The following is a 24144-nucleotide window of genomic DNA, read 5'->3' as shown; positions in this document are numbered from 1 at the left end:
GCCTCGACGCCGAGCAGGCCGCCGCGGTGCGGCACGGCCAGGCGCGGGTCGACCGGGCGGTCGCCCTGCTCGCCGCGGCCGCGGCCGCGCTGCACGCCCGCACCGTGCCGGTGGTCCAGGACGCCGAGGACACCCTCGTCACGACCGCGCTGGAGCTGGCCGAAGCGATCCTCTGCCACTCGCTCGGCGACGCCGACGCTTCGGCGCGGGCCGCCCTGGGCCGCGCCCTCGCCTCCGGCGAGAGCATCGGCACCGGCGCCCTCGGCACCGTTCGCCCGCACTCCGTGCGGATGAACCCCGACGACCTCGCACTGATCGACCTGGTCACCCGAGAGGATGCCGGCGTCGACTTCACGGCCGACTCCGGCCTGGCCCGCGGCGACGCGATCGCCGAGTTCCCCGACGGATTCCTCGACGCGCGGATCGGCACCGCCTTGGCCCGTGCGAAGGCCGCGCTCACCGGAGCCGGGTCGTGACCGTGGCGCAGGCGCAGGCGCAGGCCTGGCGTCCGCGGGCGGAGAGGATCCGCTCCGCGCTCGACGCGGCCCGGCCCCAGCGGGTGGGCGTCGTCTCGTCGATCGTCGGACTCGGCCTGGAAGTGCGCGGTCTCAATTCCGCGATCGGCGATCTCGTCACGGTCGGCGATGGCGGGGAGATCGACGCCGAGATCGACGCCGAGGTCGTCGCCACGACGCAGGGCGGCATCCGTTGCATGCCCCTGGGCCGGATGACCGGCATCCGTATCGGAACGCCGGTGCGGTCCGGCGGCACCCCCCACCTCGTGCCCACCGGGACCGGCCTGTTCGGTCGCGTCATCGACGGCCTCGGCCGTCCCATCGACGGCAAGGGCCCTCTCGATGTGGCCCGGTTCGTCGGCCTCGACCACGACAGCCCCTCCGCCATGGCCCGCTCCCGCATCCAGACCCCGCTCCAGCTCGGCGTGCGCGTGCTCGACACCCTCACCACCGTTGGCAAGGGGCAGCGGATGGGCCTGTTCGCCGGCTCCGGCGTCGGCAAGTCCTCGCTGCTCTCCATGATCGCTCGCGGCACCGACGCCGAGGTCTCGGTCATCGCGCTGGTGGGGGAGCGCGGCCGCGAGGTCCGCGAATTCCTCGAGGACGACCTCGGCGCCGAGGGGCTCGCCCGCTCGATCGTGGTCGTGTCGACCTCCGACGAGCCGGCCATGATGCGCCTGCGCGCCGCCTTCCTGGCCACCCGGATAGCCGAGTCGTTCCGCGACGACGGCGCCGACGTGATGCTGATGATGGATTCACTCACCCGGGTGGCGATGGCCCAACGCGAGATCGGACTCTCGGTCGGCGAACCGCCGGCCACCCGTGGCTATCCGCCGTCGACCTTCTCCCTGCTCGCCCGCCTGCTCGAGCGCGCCGGCACCGACGAAACCGGTTCGATCACGGGCGTCTACACGGTGCTCGTCGACGGCGACGACCACAACGAGCCCATTGCGGATGCCGCCCGCTCGATCCTCGACGGACACGTCGTACTCGACCGCAAACTGGCTGTTCTCGGTCATTTCCCCTCTGTCGACGCGCTGTCCTCGATCTCCCGCGTCGCCTCCCGGGTCAACAGCCCGGAGCAGAACCGGCTTGCCGGTCTGCTGCGTCGGGTGCTCGCCGCCCGTCGTAACGCGCAGGACCTGCTCGACGTCGGAGCCTACCGGCGGGGCACGAACCCGCTGGTCGACGCCGCCGTCGACAACGAGGGCGCCATCAACGCGTTCCTGCAGCAGCGCATGGACGACCAGACCTCGGCCCCGCTCGCCTGGGGCCACCTCACCACACTGACTCGAACGCTGGGGGCGCTCTGATGAAACGCACATTCGCTCTCGCCGGCCTCCTCCGGCTTCGTCATCTGCAGCAGGACCAGGCGGCCGGCGACCTGGCTCAGGCCAACGCCACCGCCCAGGCCAATACGGCGCGCCGCGCCGCGGCCAGGTCGACTCTGGACCGCACGCCGACCCTGGCCAGCGGGGCCGACACGCTCGCCGCGATCGCCTTCGCCCGCGCGTCGGCGCACAGCATGCTGGCCGACATGGAGGCCCTCGGCCGCAACTACCAGGTCGCCGTCGGCGAGGCTCAAGTCGCCTTCGACACGACCCGCGCCGATTCGGTGCGGTTGGAGAAGCTCGAGGGTCGCCACGGAGCCCTGGTGACGGCCGACGACCTGCACCGTGAACAGACCATCCTCGACGAGATCGCGTCAACCGGCTGGCACCGCAACCGGGGCGCGGACGGTGACCCGCGATGACCATGATCGCGGCGATGGGCCGGGTCAGCGAGATCCAGGCGACACTCGTGCAGCTTTCAGCAGGGGCGAACGCCCAGAAGTCGCAGGCCGCCGCCGGCCGCGTCGCCGGCACGGGCGCGAGCACCTCGGCGAACACCTTCGCCGACGCCCTGGCGTCCGTGTCGGCAGCCGCCGCGGTCGGCCCGGGCGCACCGAACCTTGGCGGGGCCACCGGCGCCGACGTGGTCGACGCCGCGAAGAAGTACCTGGGTGTGCCCTACGTCTTCGGCGGTGAAGACGGCAGCGGGATGGACTGCTCGGGCCTGGTGCAGACCGTGTATGCCGAAATGGGCATAGACGTGCCGCGCCTGGTATCGGGTCAGATGAAGATCGGCACCGAGGTCGAATCCCTTGCCGAGGCGAGGCCCGGTGACCTGATCGTCACCGGTGGCGGCGACCACATCCTGATCTACGCCGGTGACAACAAGGTCATCCACGCACCCTATGAGGGCCGCACGGTCTGCCTGGTCGAGGCCTACATGGACGACTCCGAGATCACCACCATCCGCCGGGTGATTCCGGATGCCCCGGCCGCCGCCGCGAGTCCGGGCGCCGCGGCCACGCCGACCGCTTCGTCGGCCGCCGGCAGCCAGCTCAGTGCCGCACTGGCCTCCTTCATGAACGGAACTTCCCGATGAACGCCGCCTCCGTCCGGCTCACGCCGGCGCACCACGCCACCGCACAGACGCCGGCATCCTCCTCTTCCGCGGGCGGTCCACTGGGGGCCCGCCCGAGCTCCGGCTCCGGCGCGGGTACCGGCTCGTTCGCGTCCGTGTTGCAGGGCACCCTCGCCGGCCCGCGCGCCTCCGCGCCCGGTCCCGCGCCGACCTCGGACCGGAGTTCCAGGACCACCTCGGAGCGCACCCCCGAACCGGGCCCCGCACCGACCTCCGACCTGATGACGGACACCCCGACCGGTGCGGCGCCGGCCCCGGCGCACCAGCAGCCGAGCGCTGTCTTGCCGCCCGCCGGGTTCAGCCTCACGCCACTGTCGACCGGTGCCGAAGCCACCGGCCCTGACACCGGTGCCCCCGCGGAGGGCGCCGCCCTCACCGCCTCCGCCGCGACCGCGACCACTACCCCGACCCCGACCGCGACCCCGACCGCGACCGCGCCAGCGACCCCGACCCCGACCGCTACGGCCACCGATACCGCCGCGGCCACCGGCAGCACCACGGGATCCGGCAGCACCACGGGATCCGGCTCAGGCTCCACCGACACGTCCACCGACACGTCCACCGGCGCCTCCGACACCCGCCCGGCAGCGCCCGCCGCATCCGGACCCGCGCTGCCGGCCGGAACTCCCGCCACCGCCGTGCCCGCGCCTCCCACCGCAGCCGACGCGTTGCCCGCCGCCGGTGCGGCATCCGCGGGCGTCCCGGCTGCCGCGCGCACATCCGTCGCCGGTGACCGCGTAGCCACCGTGAACCTGGCCCAGGCCGAGGCCGCCGCCCCCACCGCCCTGCTGGTGCCCCTCGGCACCCCGGCCGCGGCGGCCACCCCGGCAGCCGCCCCCGTCGTGCCGCTTGGCGCCCCGGCGCCGGCAACCCCTCCCGCGTCGCTGGCCGGCCAGGTGTCCCGGCCCCTGTTCACCCTGGTGGGCGCTGCCAATGGCGACCACGTGATGACCATCAGCGTGAGCCCCGACACTCTCGGTCCGGTCACCGTGCAGGCGCACGTGCGCGGCGAGAACCTCCGGGTCGAGCTGTTCGCGCCCACCGATCTGGCCCGCGAGGCGCTCCGGGCCATCCTGCCCGACCTGCGCCGGGACCTCTCCGGCGGCGGCCTGAACGCCCAGCTCACCCTGTCCGCCGATGCCCGCGCGTCGGACCCCTCGGCCTCCCGGCAGAGCGGGCCCGACGCCCGCCCGGATCGACCGGCCGGTGACGACAGGGTCACCCGGGGCGATCCGGCCGCTCACACCGTCGCCGACCCTCGTTCGTCTTCCCTGCGTGCTGCCGGTTCGCACACCATCGACGTTCTCGCCTGAGCTGCCGGCGCCACAGACAGCACGACCACAGACCTCACCGCCGCAGACCCCACCACCCCAGAAGAGAGACCCATTGACCATCGACGCAGTGGCAGCAGCCGCCCCGGCCGGGATGTACTCGACCACTCCCGTGCGTGCCCCGAAACAGACCCTGGACTCCGAGGCGTTCATGTCGCTGCTGGTGACCCAGCTGCGCAATCAGGACCCCAGCTCGCCCATGGACACCAACCAGATGATCTCGCAGACCACGCAGCTGGCCATGATGGAGAAGCTGGCGGCGCTGTCGACAACGGCTGACGAGAACTTCTCCCTGCAGATGCGCGTGGCCGCCGCCGCCCTGGTCGGTCAGAACGTCACCTTCACCCAGGCCGACGGCACCGTGGGCACCGGCACCGCCTTGAGCGTCTCCTATGCCGGCGCCGTGCCTCAGGTCAGCATCGACGGAACCCTCGTGGCCCTCGACCTGGTTACCGGCGTCACCGCCGGGACCAGCGCCGGCACCGGCACCACACCCGGCCTCTCCGCGTAACCCGCACTCCTCATCCGTTCTCGCTCTCGCTTCTCACCGAAAGGCAGCACCCCATGCTTCGTTCCCTCTACTCCGGCATCTCCGGCCTCCGCTCGCACCAGACCATGCTCGACGTCACCGGCAACAACATCGCCAACGTCAACACCACCGCGTTCAAGGCGTCGGCCGTGCAGTTCCAGGACACTCTCTCGCAGCTGAAGCAGGGCGCGGGCGGGCCTCAGGAGCAGGTGGGCGGCACGAACCCGGCCCAGGTCGGGCTCGGCGTGCAGGTGGCCGGGATCGCCACGAACTTCTCTCAGGGCTCCGCGCAGTCCACCGGACGTGCCACCGATATCGCGATCTCCGGCGACGGGTTCTTCGTCACCCAGCTCGCCGGCGAGACGCTCTACAGCCGTGCGGGTGCCTTCGACTTCGACGCCGAGGGTCGCCTGGTCTCCCCGGACGGCGCGATCGTGCAGGGCTGGAACGGTGTCAACGGCCAGATCAACGAGGGTGGCCCCGTGGGCAACATCACCCTGCCGTTGCAGGCCATGGTCCCGGCGAAGGCGACCGGCGGCGCCACCCTGGTCGGCAACCTGCCGGCGGATGCGACGGTGGGCGCCGCCATCATGCGGGACGTCTCGGTCTACGACACGCTGGGCACCGCCCGCACTTTGTCGGTCACCTTCACCCGCTCGGCATCCGGCTGGGACGTCGCCGGTACCGACGGAGCCGGGACCGGCTCCACCGCTCTGACGTTGGACGCGCAGGGGGTGCTCACAGCAACCCGTCCGCTTGTTGTGAACGGCGTAGCAGTCAATTTGACCGCCCTCACCGGGCAGGCGGGCCTGACCACGGCCACGATCAGCGGCCAGGACGGCTCCACCGCAGGGTCCCTCCAATCCTTCACCCTCGGCAAGGACGGAACCCTGGTGGGCCTGTTCAGCAACGGCAGCCAGACATCCATCGCCCGGATCGCCCTCGCCACCTTCACCAACCCGGGCGGACTCGAGAAGGCCGGGTCCTCGGCCTACCGTGCCACCTTCAACTCGGGGATCGCTGCTCTGGGCGCCCCCGGCGACGGCGGCCTCGGCTCGCTCAGCGGCGGGACCCTCGAAATGTCCAACGTCGACCTGTCGCAGGAGTTCACGAACCTGATCGTCGCCCAGCGCGGCTTCCAGGCGAATGCGCGCATCATCACCACCTCTGACGAGGTGCTGCAGGAGCTCACCAACCTGAAGCGGTAACACCTCGGCGGATGACCAGCGTTGACGCGTGGTGCTACGGCAGATACCTGCGCGCCATACTGGAATGAAGAGTCGAATAGCTGAGGAGCAAAGATGCAAATCCTGGTTAACACCGACAACAACATCGCGGGCACGGACACGGTCGCCCAGGAGGTGGAGGCCACCGTCGAGACGGCTCTGGCCCGGTTCAGCTCCCGATTGACCCGGGTCGAGGTGCATCTGCGCGACGAGAGTGCCGGCCGGGCGACGACCGATGACATCCGTTGCCTGCTCGAAGTGCGGCCCGCCGGCGGCAATCCCCTCGCGGCGACCGACCACGCCTCGACGGTGGCCGGGGCCGTCGGCGGTGCGCTGCACAAGCTGGCCAGGGTGCTCGAGAGCGCGTTCGGTCGGATGGACGAGCACAAGGGCGCATCTTCGATGGGGGACGAGCAGACGCCCTGAACCGCCCGCCCGACCCGGTAAAGTTGGGCGTCCGCCTCGCCCGGGGCCCGAACCGCACCCGAGAGGACGGCCGCAGTGAGCCTGATCAGGCTGAACGACGTCAGCATCCGCTTCGAGAACAACCAGATCCTGCGGGAGGCCTTCTTCCGGCTCGAACCGGGCGACCGGGTGGGTCTGATCGGCCGCAACGGGTCGGGAAAGTCGACGATCCTCAAGCTGGTCCTCGGGCAGGTGAGCGCGGATGCCGGCACCGTCACCCTCGAGGCCGGAACCCGGGTGGGCTACTTCTCCCAGTTTTCCGAGCTGAACGGAGAATCCACGATCACCGAGGTTCTCGACGGGCTGTTCGCCCCGATCAAGGCCCTCGAGGCTGAACTCGCGTCGATCGACGCCCGGATCGCCGCGGACTCCTCGCAGAGCGACGAACTCGACCGGCTGATCCACCGCCAGGCCGAGCTGTTCGAAGACATGGACCGCCTCGACGGGTGGGACTACCCACGGCGCATCGACAGCGCGCTGACCACCCTCGGGTTCGATGAGGCCCACCGGGTCTGCGCCATCGACAAGCTGTCCGGCGGCTGGCGCAACCGGGCGGCGCTGGCGAAGATCCTGCTCGAGCAGCCCGATGTGCTGCTCCTGGACGAACCGACCAACTACCTCGACGTCGCCGGGGTCGAGTGGCTCGAGGCCTGGTTCCGCGGATTCCGCGGCGCGGCCGTCATCGTCTCGCACGACCGCCGGTTCCTCGACGGGGTCGTCACCCGCATCATCGAGGTCGAGAACTACCACCTGCACGAATACCCCGGCAACTTCGGCGAATACGTGGTGCAGAAGCAGTTCCGACTGAAGACCCTCGAACAGCAGTTCCTGCACGAGTCGGAACTGCTCGCGTTCGAGGCGGAGGGGATCAGCGACCGCCGCGAGGCAGCGAAGGCCGCCAGCCGCACCCTCGACAGCCAGCTTGCGCACATCAAGAAGACCCGCAGCCCGCGGCCCGTCGACACGATCATCACCGAGATCTACGGCGGTCTGCACGTGAAGGACTCACTCTGCCGGATCGAGTCGCTCAGCAAGTCCTTCGGCGAGAAGACCCTGTTCACCGATCTCACCTTCGAGATCCGGCGCGGCAACCGCATTGTGATCCTGGGCGCCAACGGCAGCGGCAAGACCACCCTGCTGCGGGTGTTGGCGGGGGAGGAGAAGGCCGATTTCGGAGAGGTGGCCTGGGCATCCGGTGCCGCCGTGGTCTCCTATAACCAGGTGCTCGACGGCCTCGCCGACGACGACACCGTCAGTCACTCCGTGAACGCGATGCCGGGCAGCCTCGCGTTCACCGCGACCCGCAAGTCGGTCAACCGGTTCCTCGCCATGTTCCAATTCTCCGAGGCCGACCTCAAACAGAAGATCGGCAACCTCTCCGGCGGGCAGCGGGCCCGCGTCGCCATGGCGCAGTGCCTGCTGTCCGGGGCCGCCGTGCTGCTGCTCGACGAGCCGACCAACCACCTCGACATGGCCAGCACGCAGGTGATGGAACGAGCACTGATCCACTTCCCCGGCGCCGTCGTGGTGGTCAGCCACGACCGATTCTTCACCGACAAGATCGCCACCCGGCACCTGGTCTTCGGCGGCGACGCGGCCGCGCCCGGCGAGATCGTGGTGCGCGCGGCCTAACCAATTCGACGGAGATTTTCGCGACAGAGCGCGGTTTTCTCGTCTTTGAGTGCGTTTTGGGCAGAATCTCCGTCGAATCAGTTCGACGGAGATTCTGGCTCTCCACACTCTTCCGTGTGTGCCGCCCCGGCGGAGCCCGTGCGTGCGGCCAACTCAGGACATCCGGCGGCCGGGTTGACCGACCGCCGCGGACCTGTGCGGATGCAGACCGGATTTCCGGCTCGGCCAGACGGATCTCCTGAGTTGGCCACAATCGGCGACGAATGTACCGCAACGCTCGTGCGGTTCGGACCTCGACCTCTCGCTCCGTTCGACCCGAACCAATTCGACGGAGATTTTCGGGGAAGAGCGCGATATCCACGTGTTTCGAAGCGTTTTGTCCAGAATCTCCGTCGAATTCGTTCGAGGCGGAGGGCCTGCGTGCACTACGACGGTCAGGAAAGTCACACGTGCGGGCGCCGCGACGGATGTGCCGGTGCGGCTGTCCAGGTCGGGCGCGGGGATCGTTCCGGCTCGCAGCTAACGCGTCCGGCCGGGCGGCCGACAGTGGGCCGTGACGGTTGCTGGAACCGTTCTGACCTCGGGATGGACACCATGATCGTTGTGACGCGGCTGAACGACAGCCAGTTCGCGATCAATCCCGACCTGATCGAACGCATCCACGCGAGCCCCGATACGACACTGGTCATGGTCGACGGCGCCAAGTTCATCGTCACGGAGACCCTGGACGACGTCATCGAGAAGATCGCCCGGTTCCGGGCCCACGTGATCTCGCTGGCCTACCTGACACCGGATGCCGACTACCGGCCCGGCATCCGTTCGCTTGAAATCGTCGACGGTCCGCACGCGATCGAGGAAATCATTGAACCGGGCAGCACGGTTCCCTCGCGCCCCAGGAGGATCTGATGGATCCGGCAACCCTGGTCGGCATCGCCATCGCCTTCGGCTCCCTCTTCGCGATGATCACCATCGAGGGCGGCCACATCCAGTCGATCCTTCTGCCGGCCCCGATGATCCTCGTCTTCGGCGCCACCATCGCGGTCGGCATCGCCGGCGGCACGATCAGGGACGCGCTCTCCGCGTTCAAGGCCGTACCCGGCGCCTTCATCGGTAAGACCACCCCGCCCCAACAGGTCATCGACCAGGTCGTCGGGCTCGCCGAGACGGCCCGTAGCTCCGGTCTGCTCGCCCTCGAACAGGAGGCGGACACCGTCGCCGACCCGTTCCTGCGCGGCGCCCTGCAGAATATCGCCGATGGCACGGACGGTGACGAACTGCGCATCCTGCTGGAAGACGAGCTCGCGACCGCCACCAAGCAGAGCCGCAACGCCGCCAAGTTCTTCACCACCCTCGGCGGCTACGCACCCACGGTGGGCATCATCGGAACCGTCGTCTCGCTCACGCACGTGCTCGAGAACCTCGACACTCCGTCCACCCTCGGCCCGATGATCGCCGCCGCTTTCGTCGCCACCTTGTGGGGACTGCTCACGGCCAACTTCCTCTGGCTGCCCATCGGCAGCCGACTCAAGCGCCTCAGTGATCTCGAGGTCGAACGGATGACCCTGCTCCTGGAGGGCGCGCTGGCCGTGCAGGCAGGCAGCCAGCCTCGGCTGCTCGGCGAGCGGCTGCGCGCCATGGTGCCCGCTCCGGCATCCGCCAAGGCAGGCAAGGCCGGCAAACCAGGCAAACCGGGCAAGGACGCCAAGGCGGACAAGGCGGACAAGGCGGACAAGTCTCTGCCGAAGGCAGCATGAGCGGGCATGGCCGCGGCCGGAGCCGCGGGCGGGGCCTCGAGGAAGAGCACGTCGAGCACGTCGACGAGCGCTGGATGGCGTCCTATATGGACATGGTCACCGTGCTGATGTGCATGTTCATCGTGCTGTTCGCGATGTCCTCGGTCGACCAGGAGAAGTTCCTGCAGCTGAAGAACTCCCTCGCGACCGGGTTCGGAGTCACCGACGTCGGCAAGGTCGACACGGCCAAGGGCGTGGTCGTGACCGAGGACAAGGTCGCCCAGTCCGAGGTGACCGGGTTCACCGACATCGACCTCGCGGCGGCGGAGGTCAAGGACCTCACCTCGGTACGCGACGCCCTGCAGGCCGCAGTGGATGCCCAGGGCGTTGCTCAGCAGGTGCAGTTCACCATCGACGAGCGCGGCCTGGTCATCGGGCTGATCGGCTCCGAGGCCTTCTTCGAGCCCAACCTCGCCAACCTGAGCGGTCAGGCCGTTCAGGTCCTCGACGCCGTCGCGCCGATCCTCTCCGCCAACACCCGGGAGGTGAAGGTGGAGGGTCACGCCGACCGGCACGGCATCACCACCAACTTCCCCACCGACTGGGAGTTGTCTGCCGGGCGCGCGACCGCCGTGCTCCGTCGCCTGGTCGAGTTCGGCGGCGTGGGCCAGGAACGGATCTCCGCCGTGGGCTACGGCTCGGCCCGGCCGGTCGCGAAGGGCGCCGACCTGGCCGCCCAGGCTCAGAACCGGCGGGTCGACGTGGTGCTCCTCTCCAGCCAGCCGGAGGCGGTGCGCACCCTGATCCCCGACATCATCTCGGGGGTCACCGCCGCGGAGACGGAACCGGAGAAAGACCCGGGAACCACGAAGACCGCGGGAACCACGAAGTCCCCGGGAACCACGAAGACCTCGGGAACCGACGGTGCCGCAGACGCGGAGAAAGCTCACTGAGCTGCTAACCATCCGTTTGCTCTGACCGATAGTCCTCACCGTGACGGTCCAGGAACAAGCAGTGATCGGTGTGCCCGCTTCGACGGAGCGCACCGTCGAGGTGTACGACTTTCGTCGCCCGACAACGCTCGCACGCGAGCACTCCCGGGTGCTCGAACTCGCCTTCGAGACCTTCGCGCGCCAGTGGGGCACCCAGCTCACCGCCAAGGTGCGCGTCATGTCCCAGGTGAAATGCGACCACGTGATCATGCGCACCTACGACGAGTACGCGTCGTCGCTGCCTGCCACGACCGCCATGGTGCTCTGCCCGGTGATCGGCATCCCCGCGAAGGCAGTCGTGCAGTTCCCGACCTCCGCGGCCCTGTCCTGGGTGAGCCACATGCTGGGCGGAACAGCGGTCACCACGCCGCCGGAACGGGCGTTCACCCAGATCGAGCTGGCCCTGGTGCGGCGGCTCATGGACGACGCCCTCGAAGACCTGCGGTACTCGCTCGGCTCCGTGCTCGTGCACACGATCACCGTCGGCGGCATCCAGTACAACTCCCAGTTCGCGCAGGCCGCGGCGACCGCCGACCTGATGATCGTGGCCAGTTTCACGATGCGCATCGGCGACGCGTCCTGCGCCGCCACGGTCGCCCTCCCCGCGGAGGCGCTGCTGCCCCAGCTCGTCGAGTCGGCCCCGGAGGCTGGAGGCGACGACCCGGCCGACCTGCTGCGCGCCCAACTGGCCCAGGTGCCGGTGGATGTCTCCCTGCAGTTGGCGCCCTCCCTGGTACTACCGAGTGTCGTGCTGGGTCTCGCAGTCGGAGATGTGCTGCCCCTTCCGCACCCCCAGCACCGCCCGCTCGACGTGGTCGTCGACGGGCACACGCTCGCCCGTGCCGCCGTCGGTTCCAACGGCTCCCGCCTGGCCTGCATCGTCATCGACACCGAGGAGTCAACCCCATGACCGTCATCCCTATCGCCGTGCAGACGGCGGCCGTCGAGGCCCTGCTGGACGTGCTCCCCACCCTCACCCGGCTCCGGGCCGAGCCTTGCTCCGGTGCCGCTCTCGCCGGCCGGCTGGGCACCGCGGCGGTCGCCTCCTTCGTGGGCGTCACCTCCGCCGATCTCGCCGTCGTGCTGACCGACCCTGCCTCGCTCGACTCCGCGGCCGGCCTCGATTCCTCGATGGTCTCCCGCCAGGACGTGCTGCGGCCGGCTCTGGAGAGCGCCGCCGGCGTCTTCGGGATCGGGGTTCTGGGGGACACCCGTTCAGACGACGCCACGGCACTGTTCGCGGATGCCGAAACCCGCGTCTTCGAGCTGACCGGCGACGGCCAGGTCACCGGCTGGTTCGCCGTGCGACTGCGCGACAACGGGCGCTCCGACGGCGCGGTTCGGGCCAGCCAGTCCGTCTCTGGCAAGCTCGGGCGCATCAACAGCGTGCAGATGGCGCTGACCGTGGAAATCGGACGCACCCGCATGTCGGTTCGCGACGTGCTCTCCCTCGAACCGGGCGCCGTCATCGAGCTGGACCGGTCCGCCGGGGCGCCTGCGGACATCCTGCTCAACGGCCGGCTGATCGCGCACGGCGAGATCGTGGTCGTCGACCAGGACTACGCGGTGCGGATCACTCAGATCCTCGATGTGGCCGAGAGCCTGACCTAGGTGGACACCGTCCTGGTCGCGCTTCGGGTGGCGCTGTCCCTGGCGGCCGTGCTGGGGCTGCTCTGGGTGCTCCAGCGCAAGCTGACGAAGGGCTCTCTCGGCGGGCGCACGCCGAACCTGGTGACCGTGGTGGGCCGGCAGGGCGTCGGTCAGAAGGCATCCGTCGTCGTCGTCGATATCGAGGGCCGCCGGTTCGTGCTCGGCGTGACCGAGCAGTCGGTCAGTGTGCTCCACGACGGTGAGGCGCCCATGGATGCCGCGGCGCCCGCCCCCGCGCCCCGCGCCCACGACGCCGCTTCCGACTTCGCCCGCGAGCTCGACGCTGTCGCGCACGCCGGCGACGCGCACGCCGGCGACGCTCACGCCGGCGACGCTCACGCCGGCCACGCTCACGCCGGCGCAGAGCTAACCCCGCCGCTCATCCTCCGTCCGCGTCGGGACCGGGCCGCGCCGAGCCGGATCAGCGGATCGATCCTTTCGGCCGCCACCTGGCAGCAGACAGCTGCCGCCCTCCGGCAGAGCCGGTGACCACGCAGGCCGTTCGCCCGGATCGGCGACGGGACACCATCCGGTACCTGGTGATGGCGGCCCTCGTGCTCGTAATCGTCGTGGCGTTCGTGCTGCTCGTGGCGCCGGCCGGCCACGCCGCCCCCACCGACCCGGTCACGCCGACCGACCCGGCCACCCCCACGGAGCCCGGCGGCGGCGGGCTCAACGTGCAGATCAACGGCCCGAACGGCGCACCGTCCTCGGCGATCGTGACCCTGATCGGGATCACCCTGCTCTCGGTCGCGCCGGCCCTGTTGCTGATGATGACCAGCTTCACGAAGATCTTCGTCGTGCTCGCGATGACCCGCAACGCGCTAGCGCTGCCCTCGATCCCGCCGAACCAGGTGCTGGCCGGGCTGGCCTTGTTCCTGTCGCTGTTCATCATGTCGCCCATCCTCACCGACATCAACGACAGTGCCCTCCAGCCGTACCTGAACGGCACGATGAACTTCGATGACGCCGTCACGCTCGGCTCGGAGCCGCTGCGCACTTTCATGCTCGCGCACACCCGCGAAGAGGATCTCGCCCTGATGACCCGGGCCGCCGATCAGCCGAACCCAGAGACCCGCGACGCCGTGTCACTGCTCACCCTGATCCCCGCGTTCATGATCTCCGAGCTGCGCGCCGCCTTCATCATCGGGTTCGTCATCTTCGTGCCGTTCCTGGTGATCGACCTCGTCGTGTCCGCGGCGCTGATGTCGATGGGCATGATGATGCTGCCGCCGGTGATGATCTCGCTGCCGTTCAAGATCCTCCTGTTCGTGCTCGTCGACGGCTGGGGTCTGATCATCACGACCCTCGTCTCCAGTTACCGGGGTGGCTGATGGATACCAACGCCGTCCTCGACATCGGCCTGCAGGGCATCCTGATCGCCGGCAAGCTGTCCGCTCCCATTCTGATCACCGCCCTGGTCGTCGGTTTTGCCATCTCCCTGCTGCAGTCGATCACGCAGATCCAGGAGGTGACGCTGTCGTTCGTGCCCAAGGCAATCGCCGTGGCCGTGGCCCTGATCATCTCCGGGCACTGGATGATCTCCGAGATGGTGTCGTTCACCGAGATGCTCTTCGCCAAGATCCCCGGCCTCATCGGCGGCGGCTGAGATGAACATCACCCTCGATTTCGCGTGGATCGAAGCCACCATGCTCGCGGGCGTGCGCATGGTGGCGTTCCTCGTCGTGGCGCCGCCGTTCTCCTACAACGCGTTCCCCCTGCGGATCAAGGGCATGCTCGCCCTCGGCCTGGCCCTGGCGGTCTCACCGCGGGTCACGCCCGGCTGGGTCTCGCCCGACACCGGCGGATTCATCGCCGCCCTGATCCTTGAGATCGTGGTCGGTGGCGTACTCGGCTTCCTGGTGCTGGTCGTCTTCTCCGCCATCCAGTCCGCCGGCAACCTGATCGACATGTTCGGCGGCTTCCAACTCGCCCAGGGCTTCGACCCGCAGGCCATGGTCAACGGCGCCCAGTTCACGCGGCTTTACCAGATGACCGCGCTGGCGCTGCTGTTCGCCTCCGGCGGCTACCAGCTGATCCTCGGTGGCATCACCCGCACGTTCGCCGCTCTGCCGATCGGCGGCGGCATCGACCTCGCCGTGCCGATGCAGACCGTGACGGCCGCGGTCGGCCAGATGCTGCTCTCCGCCGTGCAGATCGCCGGACCGCTGATCGTCGTCCTGTTCCTCGCGGACGCCGGTCTCGGCCTGCTCACCCGGGTGGCCCCGGCCCTCAACGCGTTCGCGCTCGGCTTCCCGCTCAAGATCCTGATCACGTTCACGCTGGGCGCCGCCGGGTTCGCGGCGCTGCCGCGCATCGTCGCGTCGCTGACCGACGGCGCCGTCGCCACCATGCTGGGGGTGACATAGATGTCCGACTCCGGTGAGAAGACCGAGCAGGCCACCGACAAACGGATGCGCGAGGTGCGGTCCAAGGGCCAGCTCTCCAAGTCCCAGGACCTGACCGCCTGGATCGGCATCGGCGCGGCCGCCGCCATGACGCCCGTCACGATCGGGCTGGCCGCCGATGCGGGCACCGACCAGATGATCCGCATCCGCAGCCTGGTGGCGAACCCTCAGCCGGACCTCGCCGTGCAGATGCTGGTGGACTCGCTGGCCTCGATGGGCGCCATCCTCACCCCGATGCTCGCGACGGTCTTCGTCGTGGTGCTCGTGGGGGCTGTGGCGCAGGGCGGCGTGCACTTCAAGAAGGTCGCCGGAAAATACGAGCAGTTCAACCTCGTGACCGGCCTCGGCCGCACCTTCGGCGGCCAGGCCGTCTGGCAGGGGGTCAAGGCGCTGCTCAAGACCATCGCCGTGGGTCTCGTGCTGGTGCTCGTGGTGCAGGGACTCGCTCCCATCCTGATGACTGCGGGGGGACTGCCCGTTTCCGTGCTGATCGGGGCGGCCGGCGACGGCGCGGTCGCGCTGGTGCAGTCGGCGGTCATTGCCGGGCTGGTGCTGGCCGCCGCCGACGTGTTCGTCGTGATGAAGCGCAACCGCAAGCGCACCCGCATGACGAAGAAGGAGGTCACCGACGAGAACAAGAGCTCCGAGGGTGACCCGATGGTCAAGTCGCAGCGCCGGGCCCGGCAGCTCGCGATGAGCCGCAACCGCATGATCGCCGCCGTCGCCACCGCCGACGTCGTGCTGGTCAACCCCACCCACTTCGCCGTCGCCCTCCGCTACGAGCCCGGCAAGTCCGCCCCCCGGGTCGTGGCCACGGGGGCCGGAGTGATCGCGGCTCGCATCCGGGAACAGGCGGAGAGCGACAGGGTTCCCATCGTGCGGGACATCCCGCTCACCCGAGCCCTGCACAGCGCCTGCAAGCTGGGCGACGAGATCCCGGTGGAGCTCTACAACGCCGTCGCGCAGGTGCTCGCCTTCGTGCTCGCATTGAAGTCCCGCGGGTCCGGAGCCCACAACGGGGCCGGCCACGGTTCCCGCGTGCACACCCTCAACGATCGTGTCCTGACGGCCGGAGGCCCTCGATGAACAGTAATCTCAGCAAACTCGCCGTGCCGGTCGGCGTGGTCGGCATCATCCTGCTGCTCGTCGTGCCCGTGCCCGCCGTGCTGCTCGACGTGCTGATCATCGCCAACATCCTGCTGGCGCTGGTCACCCTGCTGACCACGATGTTCGTCAAGAAGCCGCTCGACTTCTCCGTCTTCCCCTCGCTGCTGCTCGTCGCCACCCTGTTCCGGCTGGGCCTGAACGTGGCCTCGACCCGGCTCGTGCTCGGCGACGGCTACGCGGGGCAGGTCATCGCCGCATTCGGCGACGTCGCCGTGGGAGGGTCGATCATCATCGGCGCGGTGATCTTCCTGATCCTCGTCGTGATCCAGTTCGTCGTGGTCACCAAGGGTGCCGAACGCGTGGCCGAGGTCGGGGCGCGGTTCACCCTCGACGCCATGCCCGGCAAGCAGATGGCCATCGACGCCGACCTGAACGCCGGCCTGATCACCGACGTGCAGGCCAGGGAACGCCGGGCCGAGGTTTCCGCCGAGGCGGACTTCTACGGCGCCATGGACGGCGCGTCGAAGTTCGTCAAGGGTGATGCGATCGCCGGCATCGTCATCATCATCATCAACCTGGTCGGCGGCATCGCGATCGGCATGATCCAGCGCGGCCTGTCGGTCTCCGAGGCCATGACCACCTACTCGCTGCTCACCATCGGCGACGGCCTCGTGACGCAGATCCCGGCGCTGCTGATGGCGGTCTCGACCGGCATGATCGTGACGCGTTCCAACGCGGAGTCCGACATCGGAGAGGCGGCCTCCGGCCAGCTCACCCAGTCCCGCAACGCCCTGATGATCGCGGGCTGCGCGGCCCTCCTGATGGCGCTGATCCCGGGCATGCCGATCATCCCGTTCGTGGTGATCGGGCTGGGCCTGATCCTCTTCGCCCGCCGGATCAAGGCAGGGGAGAGCCGTGACCAGGCGAGCCGGGATGCCGGTGCCGCCGCCGAGGCGACGGCGCCTCGCTCCGACACCCCCGAAGACCTGATCGAGACCATGCGGGTGCACGCCCTCGAGATCCTGCTCGCCCCCGACCTGGTCGACCTCGTCTCCGGAGCCCAGGACGACCTCCTGGCCCGCGTGCGTGCCCTGCGCCGCAAGGTCGCCATCGACCTCGGCGTGGTGGTGCCGCCCGTGCGCACCCGCGACAGCGTGGACCTGCCCTCCTCCACCTATTCGATCCGGATCGCGGGGGTGGAAGCCGGCCGCGGGCTCGCGCCGGCCGGCAAGGTGCTCGCCCTCGGCGACGCGCTCGACTCGCTGCCGGGTCAGGCCACGGTGGAGCCCGTTTTCGGCCTCACCGGCAAGTGGGTGCCCAGCGAGATGCGGCACAGCGCGGAGATGACCGGGGCCACGGTCATCGACCGGGTGTCGGTGCTCATCACTCACCTGTCCTCGATCATCACCGGCAACGCGGCGCGGCTCCTCACCCGTGAGGACGTGCGCGTTCTCACCGACGGGGTGCGCCTGGTCAACCCGTCCGCCGTGGAGGATCTGATCCCCGGCCTGCTCTCCCTCGCCGAGGTGCAGCGCGTGCTGCAGGGACTGCTCGCAGAGCAGATCCCGATCAACGACCTGCCTCGCATCTACGAGTCCCTCTCCCTGCGCGCCAAGGTGTCGAACGACCCGGAGGGGCTGGTCGAGATCGCCCGGCAGGCGCTGGGGCCGGCCCTCAGCATGCAGTATCTCGACGACGGGCTGCTCCGGGTGATCATGATCGAGCCGTCCCTCGAGCAGTCGATGCTCGAGGGGATGCGTCCCTCCGACCAGGGCACCCAGATCATGCTGGAGCCGAGCCGGGTCGACGCCATCCTCGGGTCGCTGAAGGAGGCGCTGGCGAACGTCGAAGCGGCCGGGCTCAGCGCGGTCCTGGTCTGCGCGCCGGCGCTGCGACCGGCCGTCCGCCGACTGGTGTCGGCGCAGTCCGGCGGCATCGCCGTCCTGTCTTATCAGGAGGTCACATCGGCGAACGTGGCCATCGAGACGGTGGGAGTGGTGCGTGGAACCGAGTCGATTTCTGCTTGAGGGTTCGTCCCTGCAGGAGCTGAAGGCGCGCATCCTCGCCGAGCATGGGGCGGATGCGCGCATCGTGGCCGCCGAACGGGTCACCGTCGGCGGCATCAAGGGCTTCTTCGCGAGAAGGCACATCGAGGTCACGGTCGAGGTGCCGGCCAGGCGCCGGCGCGCGGCTCACTCCCGGCTGGACGTGCAGGCCCGGCTCGGCATCGCCGCGCTGCTTGACGATGCCGACGCCGCGGAGGCCGGCATCCGGCGTGCCGATGCACCCCGGGCTCCCGGGGCCGCTCCGCGCCTGTCGACCGCGTCGGACGGCTTCGCCCACCTGATGGACGAGCTCACCTTTTCCACTCAGGAGCCTCACCCGCCGGTGCTGCTCACGTCCGACTCGCCGGCCCCCGGGGTCCGGCCGAGCGAACCTGCCGCTGCCACCACTCCGGCCGCCGCCGCTGCGTCGCGCGCCGCTGACCGTGGGGCCGCTCGGTGGGCGCCCGATCGGGCGATCGCGCCCGACCGCGTCGCGTTCCCCGACCGCGTCGCGTTCCCCGACCGCGTCGCGTTCCCCGACCGCGTCGCGTTCCCCGACCGCGTCGCGTTCCCCGACCGTATCCTCGACCGAGAGTCTGATCGCACGCGTGATCATGCTCCGGCCCAGGCTGATGATCGCACGGCCGCTCCCGACCGGGCTTCCGCCGCTACTGACCGTGCTTCCGCGCACCGGGTCGGCAGGCGCAGGGACGCCCGTCTGAGAGAGAGCCGGCAAGCGGCCGCCGAGGCGGCGGTGCCGCGGCCGCTGCCGGGCGTCGGCGACCTCGTCCTCGTCGTCGGATGGCAGGATGCCGCGTTGCGGGTGGCGCGTGAGCTGGCCGCCGCGCACGGTTCTGCCGAGGTTCTCGTGGCCGGCACGATCGCGGCAGGAACGCAGGCCGCCGCCGGACTCGCGCGCATCCTGGACCGGCGCACCGCGCTGGAGGCACGGGCCAGGGGAGTCGAGCTCGGACAGACCGGTATTCTCGCCGTCGGGCTGGGTGGCGACCCGGCCACGGCGGACATCCACGCCGCCCTGGTGGCGGCGCTCGACGCGGACCAGGTCTGGCTCGTCGTGGATGCCGGGCGCAAGCCCGCAGACACCGCCCGGTGGGCGGCCGAGGTTGTCCGGAGCGTGAACGTCGATGCGCTCGCGGTGACGGGATACGGCACCACCGCCTCGCCCGAGACCGTCGATGAGCTGCAGATCCCGATCGGCTGGGTCGACGGCGCCCCGGCGGCGGCCGGCACCGTGGCGGCAATGCGCCAGCGCCTCGCGGGCCAGGCCGACGGGTCAAGCTAGGCTGGTCGAGTGCTGGTTCTAACACGCAAACAGGGGGAGAAGATCCTCATTGGTGACGACATCGTCATCACCGTTCTCGACGTGCGCGGCGACAGCATCCGGATCGGCGTTGACGCTCCTCGGGGGGTGCGCATCCAGCGGGACGAGGTGCTGCGTGCCGTGACCGAGGCGAACATCGCGGCGAGCCTCTCGAGCCAGGGTGACACCGACGCCGAGGCCCGCCTCAAGGCCACCCTCGGCCTCCTCCCCACAGCCCCGCCCGCACCGCCCGCACCTCCCGCAGCTCCTGCAACTCCTGCAACTCCTGCAACTCCTGCAACTCCTGCAACTCCTGCAGCTCCTGCAACTCCTGCAGCTCCTGCAGCCCTCGCAGCTCCTGCAGCTCCCGCAACTCCTGCCGCCCTCGCAGCTCCTGCCGCCCTCGCAGCTCCTGCAGCTCCTGCAGCCCTCGCAGCTCCTGCAGATCCCGCACCTTAGCCCCGCCCCCGCCCGCACCGGGCGCCCCGGCGGTGGTCGAGCCCGTCGAGACCTGGCGCCCCGCCCGCACCGGGTGCCCCGGCGGTGGTCGAGCCCGTCGAGACCCGGCACCCGGTCCTCCGGAGGTTCCCCTCCCGTNCGAGACCCGGCACCCGGTCCTCCGGAGGTTCCCCTCCCGTCCCGCTTGGCGAATGCACACGAGCCGCGGTGGCTGACTCAGGAAAACCGCAGCCGTCGGCGGCATCCGCCCGCGGAATCAGGCACCGCATGTCTCCGGCCGGCCCGGATCTCCTGAGTTAGCCGCAGGGTGACCGGGTCATGCGCCCGAGTGCCCGCCTCGTCCAGAACTCCTGCAATTTGCCGCGGTGGCTGACTCAGGAAAACCGCAGCCGTCGGCGGCATCCNGCCGCGGTGGCTGACTCAGGAAAACCGCAGCCGTCGGCGGCATCCGCCCGCGGAATCAGGCACCGCATGTCTCCGGCCGGCCCGGATTTCCTGAGTTAGCCACAGGGTGACCGGGTCATGCGCCCGAGTGCCCGCCTCGTCCAGAACTCCTGCAATTTGCCGCGGGGCCGTTTCGGCTGAATCGGGCACATCGGTCAGAATTTGCAGCAGTTGCGCGCGCCAATCCGGGGCTGGCGCAGGAGAATCTCGGTCGGCGGTGGCTTCTACCCGCGGATTCAGGCACCGCCTGTGTCCAGTCCGTCGAGACCCGGAGGCACAGCCCAGCCCTCTTGCTCGGCGGTGCGATCAGCGTCTGTTCCGAGTCGACCTATACCGGCCGGTGCTCGGTCGCAGTCGAGCCACAGGCATCCGCCGTCACGCACGACCATCGCGGCCCGCTGTGCATCGGTGAAGGGTCGTTCGTCGAGGCCGACGTTGACGATCTGACCGACGGTGTCGAACGTGGTGGCGCGGATGCCGGTTGCACCCAGGATCCGGTCGATTGTTTCCAGCGAGATCGGAACCGGGTTGCCCTCGATCTGCCCGTGCGCGGCGGGTTCGGCCGGCCCGTGTTCGCCGTAGGCCTGCTTTTCGCAGGCGGCGATGCCGGCCTCGTCGAGCCCGTCACGCATCCGTCGCGTCCGTGTGAAGATCTAGTCGGCATTCAGCGACGACACCTCTGCCAGGAGGGCTTCGAGTGTCGCCGCGAGCCTCTCGATTGTCACGGCGGTATCGATCTGGCCGAGCCCCGCGGCGTCCGGGTCAAGGAGGCGGCGGGCGGAGGCTATTCGCTTCTGACCGGCCGGCGCCTCGGCGTCGGTAGGACCGCAAGGTCGGCACTCGAGGAGCCCAGGAGGGGCGTCGCCACCGGCTTGACCATCGGGGCGGGAAGGGGGAAGGCGGCCTCCCCGGGGATGACCCCGACGAAACCACCACCCACCGGGAGAGTGAAAAGCCCCTACGCGGCCACGCGATCCAGCCGCGCCACCCCGATCTTCGAGTCGGCCATGCCGTAGAACACGAACAGCTGCCCCGCGATCTCCTCGATCGCGGTCGGGAACACCACGTTCGGCACGATACCGCTGATTTCGTCGGGTGTCTCCGCCTGGAGCAGCGGCTCCGACGTGCGCTGAAGAACAATCGTCGGGTCGTCCGCATCCAGAATCATCGCGCCGGCCGCGTAGTTCACCTTCTGCTGCTGCGAGAACGCGCCGTCGATGGTTCCGGTGACGCCATGGTGCATCAGGAGCCAGCCCTCCGGCACCCGCAGCGGGGCCGGGCCGCCGCCGATCTTCAACTCCTCGAACGCGAACTCCGGCCCCGCGAGGAAGCGGTGCCCGCTCCAGAGTACGAGCTTGGTAATGTCGGCCAGCACATCCGCGACCGGCACGTAGCTGATCCAGATGCTCTGGCGAGTGTCGGTGACGCCCGCGGGAACACGGATGCCCTCACCCGGCTTGACCTCGTCCAGATCCCACATCGGCCGGTGCAGCACGGCGAAACTCTCGACGCCACCGGGTCCGGCGACGGGCTCCGGGAAGAACACGGTGTCCTTGTTGTGGAACAGGTTCAGGTCCATGTCCAGCGCGTCGTCGAAGGTGAACAGCGCCGGGCCGAGCCGGCGCCACTCGCGCAGGTCCGAAGACACGGCAACGGCCGTACGCGGGCCGAGCGGGCCGTATGCGACGTAGGTCATCACGTGCAGGCCCAGTCGGGGCACGAAGGTGATCCGGGGGTCTTCGACCCCGGCGTTGTTCGCTCCGCGCTCCCAGCCACGGTCCGGCTCGAGTACCACGCCCTCGCGTTCGACGCCCGTGGGCACGCCGTCGGTGATGATGACCTTCGCGAGTCCGACGCGGGAGACGTTGCCGGTGGCGACCAGACGGGGGAGGAGATACAGCGTTCCGTCGGCGGAGTGCCCGGTGCCAGGGTTCAGCACGCCTTCGGCCTCGAGGTCGTTGCCCGGTTCGGGCGTCATGATGACGCCCATTCGGGTCAGGGTGTACGGGAATTCACTGGGGTTGGGCATTTCTAACCTTTCACGCCGGAGCCGATATTGTTCGACACGAAGTGTCGTTGGAAGAGGATGAACAGGATCACAGCAGGGCCGGCCAGGACGCAGGCCCCGGCGAGGACCGCCCCGAACGGGTTTGCCGCGGTGGCGGCGATGTTGCTGAGATAGTTGGCGAGTGATACGGCGAGCGGCTGGAGGGACGCCTCCTTGGTGATCAGGAACGGCCAGAGGAACTCGTTCCACGGACCGATGAAGGTCAGCAGTACGACGGTCAGCAGGGCCGGCCGCACGAGAGGTAAGGCGATTCGCCGCAGGATCCGCAGTTCGCCTGCGCCGTCGATGCGGGCGGCGTCGAACAGTTCCTTCGGAATCTGAAGGAAGTACTGCCGGAAGATGATCACGGCCGTCGAGTTGATGGCGAACGGCAGGATCATGCCCAGGTAGTTGTCGGCCAGCCCATAGTCCCGGGCGATCATCACGTAGAGCGGGATCATCAGCAGCTGGAACGGCACGACCTGTACGAGCAGGGCGAGAGCGAAGGTGACCCCACGTCCGCGCCACTGCAGCTGGGCGAGGGCGTAGCCCACCAGGACACCGAAAATCACGGTGCAGAGGATGACGCCACCGGTGAAGATCCCCGAGTTGAGCAACCCCTGAAGAAGGTTGATCCGGCTGTTGATGTCACCGTAGTTGTCGAGCGTCAGATTCGCGGGGTTCGGGAACGCGCCGGCGACGGTCGGGTCCGGTTCCTCCTGCAGCGAACCGATGACCATGTAATAGAACGGGAACAGGAACACGAGAGCCCCGACCGTGAGCACCACGCCCCGCAGGATATTCTGCCCGCGGCTCATGATTCGTCACCGCCCGCAAGCTTGCGCTGGATGAACGCGAGGATGAGAACTCCGATCACGAGGATGACGCCGATCGCAGCCGCCGTGTCGGGCGATCCCTGTTCGATCCCGCGCTGGTACATCATCAGCACGGGCGATGAGGACGCCCCGTTCGGACCGCCGCCGCCGGTGAGCAGGTACGGCTCCGTGAAAAGGTTGGCGCCGGTGACCGTCGAGAGCAGCAGCACGAGCACGGTCGCCGGGCGCACACCCGGCACGGTGACGGAGAAGAAGCTGCGGATCTTGCCGGCGCCGTCCGTCGAAGCGGCCTCATAGAGCTCCTCCGAGACGTTTTGCAGGGCGGCCAGGTAGAGCAGGATGAAAAATCCGAGGCCCTTCCAGGTGACGAAGATCGCGATGGTGGGCATGGCCCAGTCCTCGTTGATCAGCCACGCCGGATTGGGGGCGAGTGGGCCGAGAATCTGGTTCACAAGGCCGTTGCCGCTGAACAGGAAGATCCAGACGCCGACGACCGCGACGCTCGCGGTCACATACGGCACGTAGTACGCCACGCGCAGGAAGGTGCGGAACCGCACGGCCTTGTTCAGGGCGGTGGCGAGCACGAGCGAGAGGATGACCGTGAGCGGCACGTTGATCAGCAGGAAGATCCCCACGTTGCCGAACGAACGGATGATGGCCGGGTCGGCCAGCACTTCCCGAAAATTGTCCAGGCCGACGAAGGGCCGGTCGACGTCGGCGCCGGGGGCGGCGAAGAAGTAGTCGTGGAACGACATCCAGAAGGCGAAGACCAGCGGATAGGCGAAGACCGCCAGTACGAAGACCAGGTACGGAGCGCTGAGCAGGAGGCCGAACGGATTCTTGCCCAGGAGGGGGCGTTTGCTCCGGCGGGGGCCCCCGCCGGGAGGAGTGGTGCTCCTCCCGGCGGCGGTCCGACTCGCGGTTGACTGAGACAT

26 protein-coding genes are annotated in these 24144 nt (G+C 69.3%); 22 read left to right on the top strand and 4 right to left on the bottom strand.

The genetic code is table 11. From position 1 onward, the window contains the following. The 22 genes from E3T28_RS14045 to csrA form a co-directional block, all read left to right on the top strand. The coding region (locus E3T28_RS14045; protein ID WP_134432419.1) for a FliH/SctL family protein at positions 1-476 on the top strand (476 nt) is incomplete at its 5' end. Between the two features lie 2 nt (positions 477-478). After that, positions 479-1828: a FliI/YscN family ATPase gene (locus E3T28_RS14040; protein ID WP_241979360.1), complete on the top strand. Its 1350-nt coding sequence runs from the start codon at positions 479-481 to the stop codon at positions 1826-1828. Continuing rightward, positions 1828-2268 carry a flagellar export protein FliJ gene (locus E3T28_RS14035; RefSeq protein WP_134432417.1) on the top strand — a complete coding sequence of 147 codons (441 nt, stop codon included), beginning with the start codon at positions 1828-1830 and terminating at the stop codon, positions 2266-2268. Before E3T28_RS14040 ends, E3T28_RS14035 begins: the two co-directional genes overlap by 1 nt. Next, on the top strand, positions 2265-2945 hold the full coding sequence (locus tag E3T28_RS14030) for a C40 family peptidase (protein ID WP_134432415.1): 681 nt from the start codon (positions 2265-2267) through the stop codon (positions 2943-2945). Before E3T28_RS14035 ends, E3T28_RS14030 begins: the two co-directional genes overlap by 4 nt. Then, positions 2942-4297, top strand: coding sequence for a flagellar hook-length control protein FliK (locus tag E3T28_RS17585; RefSeq protein WP_134432413.1), 1356 nt, complete (start codon positions 2942-2944; stop codon positions 4295-4297). Before E3T28_RS14030 ends, E3T28_RS17585 begins: the two co-directional genes overlap by 4 nt. Before the next feature lie 73 nt (positions 4298-4370). Continuing rightward, on the top strand, positions 4371-4826 hold the full coding sequence (locus E3T28_RS14020) for a flagellar hook assembly protein FlgD (RefSeq protein WP_241979354.1): 456 nt from the start codon (positions 4371-4373) through the stop codon (positions 4824-4826). 53 nt (positions 4827-4879) lie between these two features. After that, positions 4880-6052: a flagellar hook protein FlgE gene (locus tag E3T28_RS14015; protein WP_134432411.1), complete on the top strand. Its 1173-nt coding sequence runs from the start codon at positions 4880-4882 to the stop codon at positions 6050-6052. Positions 6053-6145: 93 nt separating this feature from the next. Further along, positions 6146-6496, top strand: coding sequence for an HPF/RaiA family ribosome-associated protein (locus tag E3T28_RS14010; protein WP_134432409.1), 351 nt, complete (start codon positions 6146-6148; stop codon positions 6494-6496). Between the two features lie 75 nt (positions 6497-6571). After that, positions 6572-8167 carry an ABC-F family ATP-binding cassette domain-containing protein gene (locus tag E3T28_RS14005; protein ID WP_134432407.1) on the top strand — a complete coding sequence of 532 codons (1596 nt, stop codon included), beginning with the start codon at positions 6572-6574 and terminating at the stop codon, positions 8165-8167. A 594-nt stretch (positions 8168-8761) separates the two neighbouring features. Next, complete coding sequence (locus E3T28_RS14000) at positions 8762-9073, top strand: flagellar FlbD family protein (protein ID WP_134432405.1); 312 nt, start codon at positions 8762-8764, stop codon at positions 9071-9073. Next, entirely contained in the window at positions 9073-9921 is an 849-nt protein-coding gene (locus E3T28_RS13995) for a motility protein A (protein ID WP_134432403.1), read from the top strand. Before E3T28_RS14000 ends, E3T28_RS13995 begins: the two co-directional genes overlap by 1 nt. Next, positions 9918-10853, top strand: a complete 936-nt coding sequence (locus E3T28_RS13990; RefSeq protein ID WP_134432401.1) for an OmpA/MotB family protein — start codon at positions 9918-9920, stop codon at positions 10851-10853. The genes E3T28_RS13995 and E3T28_RS13990 overlap by 4 nt, the downstream gene beginning before the upstream one ends. 40 nt (positions 10854-10893) lie before the next feature. Next, entirely contained in the window at positions 10894-11802 is a 909-nt protein-coding gene (locus E3T28_RS13985; RefSeq protein WP_241979353.1) for a flagellar motor switch protein FliM, read from the top strand. Further along, positions 11799-12503, top strand: a complete 705-nt coding sequence (gene fliN, locus E3T28_RS13980; protein ID WP_134432399.1) for a flagellar motor switch protein FliN — start codon at positions 11799-11801, stop codon at positions 12501-12503. Before E3T28_RS13985 ends, fliN begins: the two co-directional genes overlap by 4 nt. Continuing rightward, a complete protein-coding gene (locus E3T28_RS13975) occupies positions 12504-13031 on the top strand; it encodes a FliO/MopB family protein (RefSeq protein WP_134432398.1) in 528 nt (175 codons plus the stop codon). It begins immediately after the preceding gene. 53 nt (positions 13032-13084) lie between these two features. After that, positions 13085-13876 carry a flagellar type III secretion system pore protein FliP gene (fliP, locus tag E3T28_RS13970; protein WP_134432447.1) on the top strand — a complete coding sequence of 264 codons (792 nt, stop codon included), beginning with the start codon at positions 13085-13087 and terminating at the stop codon, positions 13874-13876. After that, the gene (gene fliQ / locus E3T28_RS13965) at positions 13876-14151 is read left to right on the top strand and encodes a flagellar biosynthesis protein FliQ (protein ID WP_104099307.1); all 276 of its coding nucleotides are present in this window, start codon (positions 13876-13878) and stop codon (positions 14149-14151) included. The genes fliP and fliQ overlap by 1 nt, the downstream gene beginning before the upstream one ends. A gap of 1 nt (position 14152) precedes the next feature. Further along, the gene (locus E3T28_RS13960) at positions 14153-14911 is read left to right on the top strand and encodes a flagellar biosynthetic protein FliR (protein WP_134432397.1); all 759 of its coding nucleotides are present in this window, start codon (positions 14153-14155) and stop codon (positions 14909-14911) included. Continuing rightward, positions 14912-16036, top strand: a complete 1125-nt coding sequence (locus E3T28_RS13955; RefSeq protein WP_134432391.1) for an EscU/YscU/HrcU family type III secretion system export apparatus switch protein — start codon at positions 14912-14914, stop codon at positions 16034-16036. After that, positions 16033-18084 (top strand): flagellar biosynthesis protein FlhA, encoded by a 2052-nt coding sequence (locus tag E3T28_RS13950; protein ID WP_134432389.1) that lies wholly within the window; start codon positions 16033-16035, stop codon positions 18082-18084. Before E3T28_RS13955 ends, E3T28_RS13950 begins: the two co-directional genes overlap by 4 nt. After that, the gene (locus E3T28_RS16965; RefSeq protein ID WP_166787041.1) at positions 18059-19405 is read left to right on the top strand and encodes a hypothetical protein; all 1347 of its coding nucleotides are present in this window, start codon (positions 18059-18061) and stop codon (positions 19403-19405) included. The genes E3T28_RS13950 and E3T28_RS16965 overlap by 26 nt, the downstream gene beginning before the upstream one ends. 9 nt (positions 19406-19414) lie before the next feature. Then, positions 19415-19882 (top strand): carbon storage regulator CsrA, encoded by a 468-nt coding sequence (csrA, locus tag E3T28_RS17650; protein ID WP_134432385.1) that lies wholly within the window; start codon positions 19415-19417, stop codon positions 19880-19882. 680 nt (positions 19883-20562) lie between these two features. Here csrA and E3T28_RS13930 read toward each other — a convergent pair. The 4 genes from E3T28_RS13930 to E3T28_RS13915 form a co-directional block, all read right to left on the bottom strand. Beyond that, positions 20563-20958, bottom strand: a complete 396-nt coding sequence (locus E3T28_RS13930) for a hypothetical protein (protein WP_134432383.1) — start codon at positions 20956-20958, stop codon at positions 20563-20565. 326 nt (positions 20959-21284) lie between these two features. Continuing rightward, positions 21285-22355: a glycoside hydrolase family 130 protein gene (locus E3T28_RS13925; protein WP_198417210.1), complete on the bottom strand. Its 1071-nt coding sequence runs from the start codon at positions 22353-22355 to the stop codon at positions 21285-21287. Between the two features lie 2 nt (positions 22356-22357). Beyond that, positions 22358-23191, bottom strand: a complete 834-nt coding sequence (locus tag E3T28_RS13920; RefSeq protein WP_134432381.1) for a carbohydrate ABC transporter permease — start codon at positions 23189-23191, stop codon at positions 22358-22360. Beyond that, complete coding sequence (locus E3T28_RS13915; protein WP_134432379.1) at positions 23188-24144, bottom strand: carbohydrate ABC transporter permease; 957 nt, start codon at positions 24142-24144, stop codon at positions 23188-23190. The genes E3T28_RS13920 and E3T28_RS13915 overlap by 4 nt, the downstream gene beginning before the upstream one ends.

Source organism: Cryobacterium sinapicolor, from assembly GCF_004403465.1.
Classification (GTDB): Bacteria; Actinomycetota; Actinomycetes; order Actinomycetales; family Microbacteriaceae; genus Cryobacterium; species Cryobacterium sinapicolor.
This window is presented reverse-complemented; position numbering and strand designations above follow the sequence as displayed.

Excerpts from the sequence above, each read along its gene's own strand:
- fliN (WP_134432399.1), top strand. The coding sequence starts at position 11,799 with ATGACCGTCATCCCTATCGCCGTGCAGACGGCGGCCGTCGAGGCCCTG.
- E3T28_RS13955 (WP_134432391.1), top strand. The coding sequence starts at position 14,912 with ATGTCCGACTCCGGTGAGAAGACCGAGCAGGCCACCGACAAACGGATG.
- E3T28_RS14010 (WP_134432409.1), top strand. The coding sequence starts at position 6,146 with ATGCAAATCCTGGTTAACACCGACAACAACATCGCGGGCACGGACACG.
- E3T28_RS13920 (WP_134432381.1), bottom strand. The coding sequence starts at position 23,191 with ATGAGCCGCGGGCAGAATATCCTGCGGGGCGTGGTGCTCACGGTCGGG.
- fliP (WP_134432447.1), top strand. The coding sequence starts at position 13,085 with ATGGCGGCCCTCGTGCTCGTAATCGTCGTGGCGTTCGTGCTGCTCGTG.
- E3T28_RS13960 (WP_134432397.1), top strand. The coding sequence starts at position 14,153 with ATGAACATCACCCTCGATTTCGCGTGGATCGAAGCCACCATGCTCGCG.
- E3T28_RS14015 (WP_134432411.1), top strand. The coding sequence starts at position 4,880 with ATGCTTCGTTCCCTCTACTCCGGCATCTCCGGCCTCCGCTCGCACCAG.
- E3T28_RS17585 (WP_134432413.1), top strand. The coding sequence starts at position 2,942 with ATGAACGCCGCCTCCGTCCGGCTCACGCCGGCGCACCACGCCACCGCA.
- fliQ (WP_104099307.1), top strand. The coding sequence starts at position 13,876 with ATGGATACCAACGCCGTCCTCGACATCGGCCTGCAGGGCATCCTGATC.
- E3T28_RS13930 (WP_134432383.1), bottom strand. The coding sequence starts at position 20,958 with ATGCGTGACGGGCTCGACGAGGCCGGCATCGCCGCCTGCGAAAAGCAG.
- E3T28_RS14030 (WP_134432415.1), top strand. The coding sequence starts at position 2,265 with ATGACCATGATCGCGGCGATGGGCCGGGTCAGCGAGATCCAGGCGACA.
- E3T28_RS13925 (WP_198417210.1), bottom strand. The coding sequence starts at position 22,355 with ATGCCCAACCCCAGTGAATTCCCGTACACCCTGACCCGAATGGGCGTC.
- E3T28_RS13995 (WP_134432403.1), top strand. The coding sequence starts at position 9,073 with ATGGATCCGGCAACCCTGGTCGGCATCGCCATCGCCTTCGGCTCCCTC.
- E3T28_RS13950 (WP_134432389.1), top strand. The coding sequence starts at position 16,033 with ATGAACAGTAATCTCAGCAAACTCGCCGTGCCGGTCGGCGTGGTCGGC.
- E3T28_RS13990 (WP_134432401.1), top strand. The coding sequence starts at position 9,918 with ATGAGCGGGCATGGCCGCGGCCGGAGCCGCGGGCGGGGCCTCGAGGAA.
- E3T28_RS14035 (WP_134432417.1), top strand. The coding sequence starts at position 1,828 with ATGAAACGCACATTCGCTCTCGCCGGCCTCCTCCGGCTTCGTCATCTG.
- E3T28_RS14000 (WP_134432405.1), top strand. The coding sequence starts at position 8,762 with ATGATCGTTGTGACGCGGCTGAACGACAGCCAGTTCGCGATCAATCCC.
- E3T28_RS13915 (WP_134432379.1), bottom strand. The coding sequence starts at position 24,144 with ATGTCTCAGTCAACCGCGAGTCGGACCGCCGCCGGGAGGAGCACCACT.